At 47.6% G+C, this 3714-nt stretch carries 2 protein-coding genes; one reads left to right on the top strand and one right to left on the bottom strand.

Going from position 1 to position 3714, the window contains the following annotated elements; genetic code table 11:
• A partial coding sequence (locus F6K20_RS28750; protein ID WP_287296949.1) for a J domain-containing protein occupies positions 1–1753 on the bottom strand: 1753 nt, incomplete at its 3' end.
• A gap of 942 nt (positions 1754–2695) precedes the next feature.
• On the opposite strand from F6K20_RS28750, the gene pdhA reads away from it, so the two are divergent.
• Positions 2696–3714, top strand: a 1019-nt coding sequence (gene pdhA, locus F6K20_RS28745) for a pyruvate dehydrogenase (acetyl-transferring) E1 component subunit alpha (RefSeq protein WP_287296947.1), incomplete at its 3' end; no start/stop codon positions are given.

The following is a 3714-nucleotide window of genomic DNA, read 5'->3' as shown; positions in this document are numbered from 1 at the left end:
TGCTCCGCTGACTTGAGGAGTCTTTGACCAAAGAACCGCCTCTAGACCACCCACCTGAGGCGGTTGAATTGTGACTATCCAGGGTTTTGCCTGACTTCCCACCACCCAGAAAGCTACCTAAGGACTGACGCCTACGACGCCGTCCATGACTCCGCAAGCCTGTGGTTTTTGACTCTAAGTCCTGAGAGGTTTGTGGTTCTGAGCCATTTGATGAGTGGGATATCCCTTGAGCTGTAGGCAAAGTTGATACCCCATTAGTGGTGAAGCGATCGCTATTGACTCGGCTTTGACTAACACCGTTTGCCAACGCCCCACTTGGCCACCTTGACCCCACCGTTACTGGTTCTGCCGTTGTCTGTGAGCCTTGGCCATTGCTTAGTCTATCTTGCCCCAGGATGCTTTTAGAAGAGCCTACCGTTGCATAGGTGGTTGTTTGGGAAGGTACAACCGTCCACTGATTGCTAGTTTCCTCAGATGAATCTGGTAAATTTTCTAGATAGGCTTGTACTTGCTGATCAGCAAAGTATTCCTTCAAAGACACCTTCTGATTGGCCAGATCCCGGAAGTGGGGAAATACAGATTCTTGTAGCCAACGCTCTCCGTAGAGGCATAATCCTGGCAATAAGTCTGGGGAATTTTGAGAATGTTCCCGAATGAAAGCTAGGGGTTCGTATTCCTGGCTCAGTTCCAAGGCACGACTGGCTTCTTCCGTTTGGCCGAGAAGCAGAGCACAAACCCCTTGTTCTAGGTGAACATCCTGCCGCTTACCCAAACGCATCAGCATTTTCTTGGCACGAGCAATCAAAGCCGGTTCTCTGTGGGCAAATCCCCTTGCTAGTAAGGCGTAAACAGCTAGGTATGTAGCAACAGCTGAAGGACGTCGTGCTTCAGCTTCAAATAAGGTTTGCTGTTGGTTGGAGGTAAGATAGCCTCGCAACTGTTGGATAAAGCGTAGAAAGTCATCAATCCCTAAACCAGATTGATCATTACCAGTGCCATCGATCCCTCGACGCTCCTGTAACATTTCTTGGAGCAACCGCAAGCCTTTGCGCCGCTCAATGGCTTTTTCTTCTGGCAGGGCTAATAATTCTAAAATCCGATAAGGGCGAAGTTTATAGAGGTCTGCTTGGATTTCCCCTCGAACACTCGGAAATAAGCCTTCTTGTAGGAGTAATTGTTGTCCAGTTTCTAGGGACATAGCTGCGTTTTCATACTCCCCTTGCTGCCATTCCTCTCGACCTAGCTCTAAGCAGGCAATAGCTAAGGTCAAAACCACGTCGGGTTGAACAAGTTGGGGATCCCCCAATTTCCCCTGACTTAATCCAACGCTGTCACCTTTTTCCAGTAACGGTTGCGCCAGTTTTAGAACCAGTTCGTATTCCCCAAGTTCTTGAAGAATCAGTAAGCTTCCGAGTAATTGGTCGTTATCAATCTCAATCGTAGGAGTGTGAGCTTCGACGGTTTCACCTGTTACTGTTTGATTAGTACCAGGAGCACCCGCCACTGATGGGTGTTGCTCTTGGAGTTGATAAGCTTTGGCAATCAAGCCAGCATCGTACTCCTCTCTTGTTTCAGGGTCACTCAAAACCCCGTAGGCTTTTTCAAGGAGTGTTTTACGAGAGGCTATTGCTGCTTCCGAATACTCTCGGCGCGGTAGTTGTAAGGTACGATCACGATAGGCTTGGCTGATCTGTTGGGCTGTAGCCTGAATCGGCAATCCTAATATGCGGTAGTAATCGAGCGGAATGCGCACGGTTCACTTCCCCAGCTTTTCGAGCAACTGAATGAGTTGATGATAGCCCATATCGTACTCCCTAAACTGGCTATAGCTATTTATCTGTCACTTTAAAAGACACAGTATCGCAGCTAACCGGTTTTGTCGAGTCGCTAAATACTATTTATTTTAGCAACTGGATCATCTCCTGTGAAGTACCCCAACCTGCAACGCTCACGGTTGGGGCAAACCACTCTCAGGTCAATTCAGGGACGGTCTTATTCGTCTTTTGGGCTTCCCGCGCGCGTCCCCGACGCCTCAAAAAGCCGCGCTAATTTTGGTCTTACTCAGCGTCCACAGGCAGACATCCGCCTTCTATCGACGTATACTTTTACGACAGACAAGTCTTGGAATTACAGCACTGTGGCTAACCAGCCGGGGCTTGTCTCTTTCCTGAGCTCCGCGCTTTACTTTGTATACCTCCAGGTCTAAAAACTGATAGTATATTAGACCGTTTATAAGGTAGCCTTTTAGTCGGTCAGGCGGCTCAGCGACCATCTTCATTTTAGCACGAATCATCACAAGTTATCGTCTCGCTATCCATCCCGGATACGAAACCTGATTGTTGGGTCGCCTTATTACAAAAGCGCCGTTACCTTTTATGCATATCCTGCCGACGCTCAAGCCGCGACCCTACCTTACGGTAACTTCAAGCCCACCTTGGAAGAAGGTGGGTAATTCCGCGAGTTTTGTTAATTAACTTTTACTAAACTAAACAGTATTGATTGTCAAGCAGTAGTGTGATTCTCACTCAACTCAACTTGACCTAACTATTCGCTCTAGGCTTGACCTAAAAGAGAAATCCTAAAAGAGAAATCCTGTAGGCTTGAGTGAAACTTTATGATAGCTTTGCTTAAATTGGCTAAACAAGTAGTTTGGCGAAATGCCAGTATAGTGTTGCGACAAGTATAGGACAAATTAATGGCTCAGGAAAGAACTTTACCTAAAGTAGAGGATTACAGCCCCATTACCAGCGCAGAAGGATTACTCCTTTACGAGGATATGATGCTCGGGCGCTTGTTTGAGGACAAATGTGCTGAAATGTACTATCGGGGCAAAATGTTTGGTTTTGTCCACCTCTACAACGGTCAAGAGGCAGTGTCAACAGGAGTCATCAAGGCGTTGCGTATTGGTGAAGACTTTGTTAGTAGCACCTATCGTGACCACGTCCATGCCTTAAGTGCAGGAGTGCCAGCACGGGAAGTGATGGCAGAGTTATTTGGCAAAGCCACAGGCTGCAGCAAGGGGCGCGGTGGTTCAATGCATATGTTCTCACAAGAACATAATCTCCTGGGAGGTTATGCCTTTGTAGCTGAGGGGATTCCCGTGGCCACGGGTAGTGCTTTCCAAAGTAAATACCGTCGCGAAGCCTTGGGTGATGAGAGTTCTGATCAAGTCACCGTTTGCTTTTTTGGTGATGGAGCTTGCAATAATGGTCAGTTCTTTGAATGTTTGAATATGGCAGCCCTTTGGAAATTGCCCGTTATCTATGTTGTGGAAAACAACAAGTGGGCAATTGGGATGGCTCATGAACGGGCAACATCCCAGCCAGAAATTTACAAAAAAGCCAGTGTATTCGGTATGGCTGGAGTAGAAGTCGATGGCATGGATGTAATGGCTGTCAGAACTGTTGCCCAAGAAGCGATCGCTCGGGCTCGTGCAGGAGAAGGCCCAACCCTTATTGAAGCCCTGACCTACCGCTTCCGAGGTCACTCTCTGGCTGATCCCGATGAACTCCGCTCCAAAGAAGAGAAGGAATTCTGGTTAACTCGTGATCCCATTAAAAACATGGCAAGTTACCTGACAGAAAATCATCTAGCTACTCCCGAAGAACTCAAAGCCATTGAGAGCAAAATCCAGGAAGTCATTAATGATGCAGTTGAGTTTGCCCAAGCCAGTCCTGAACCTGACCCTAGCGAACTACATCGCTATGTTTTTGA

The organism is Moorena sp. SIO2C4, from assembly GCF_010672485.1.
Classification (GTDB): Bacteria; Cyanobacteriota; Cyanobacteriia; order Cyanobacteriales; family Coleofasciculaceae; genus Moorena; species Moorena producens.
The sequence above is the reverse complement of the archived record's forward strand: the minus strand, read 5'-3'. Positions and strand labels throughout refer to the sequence as shown.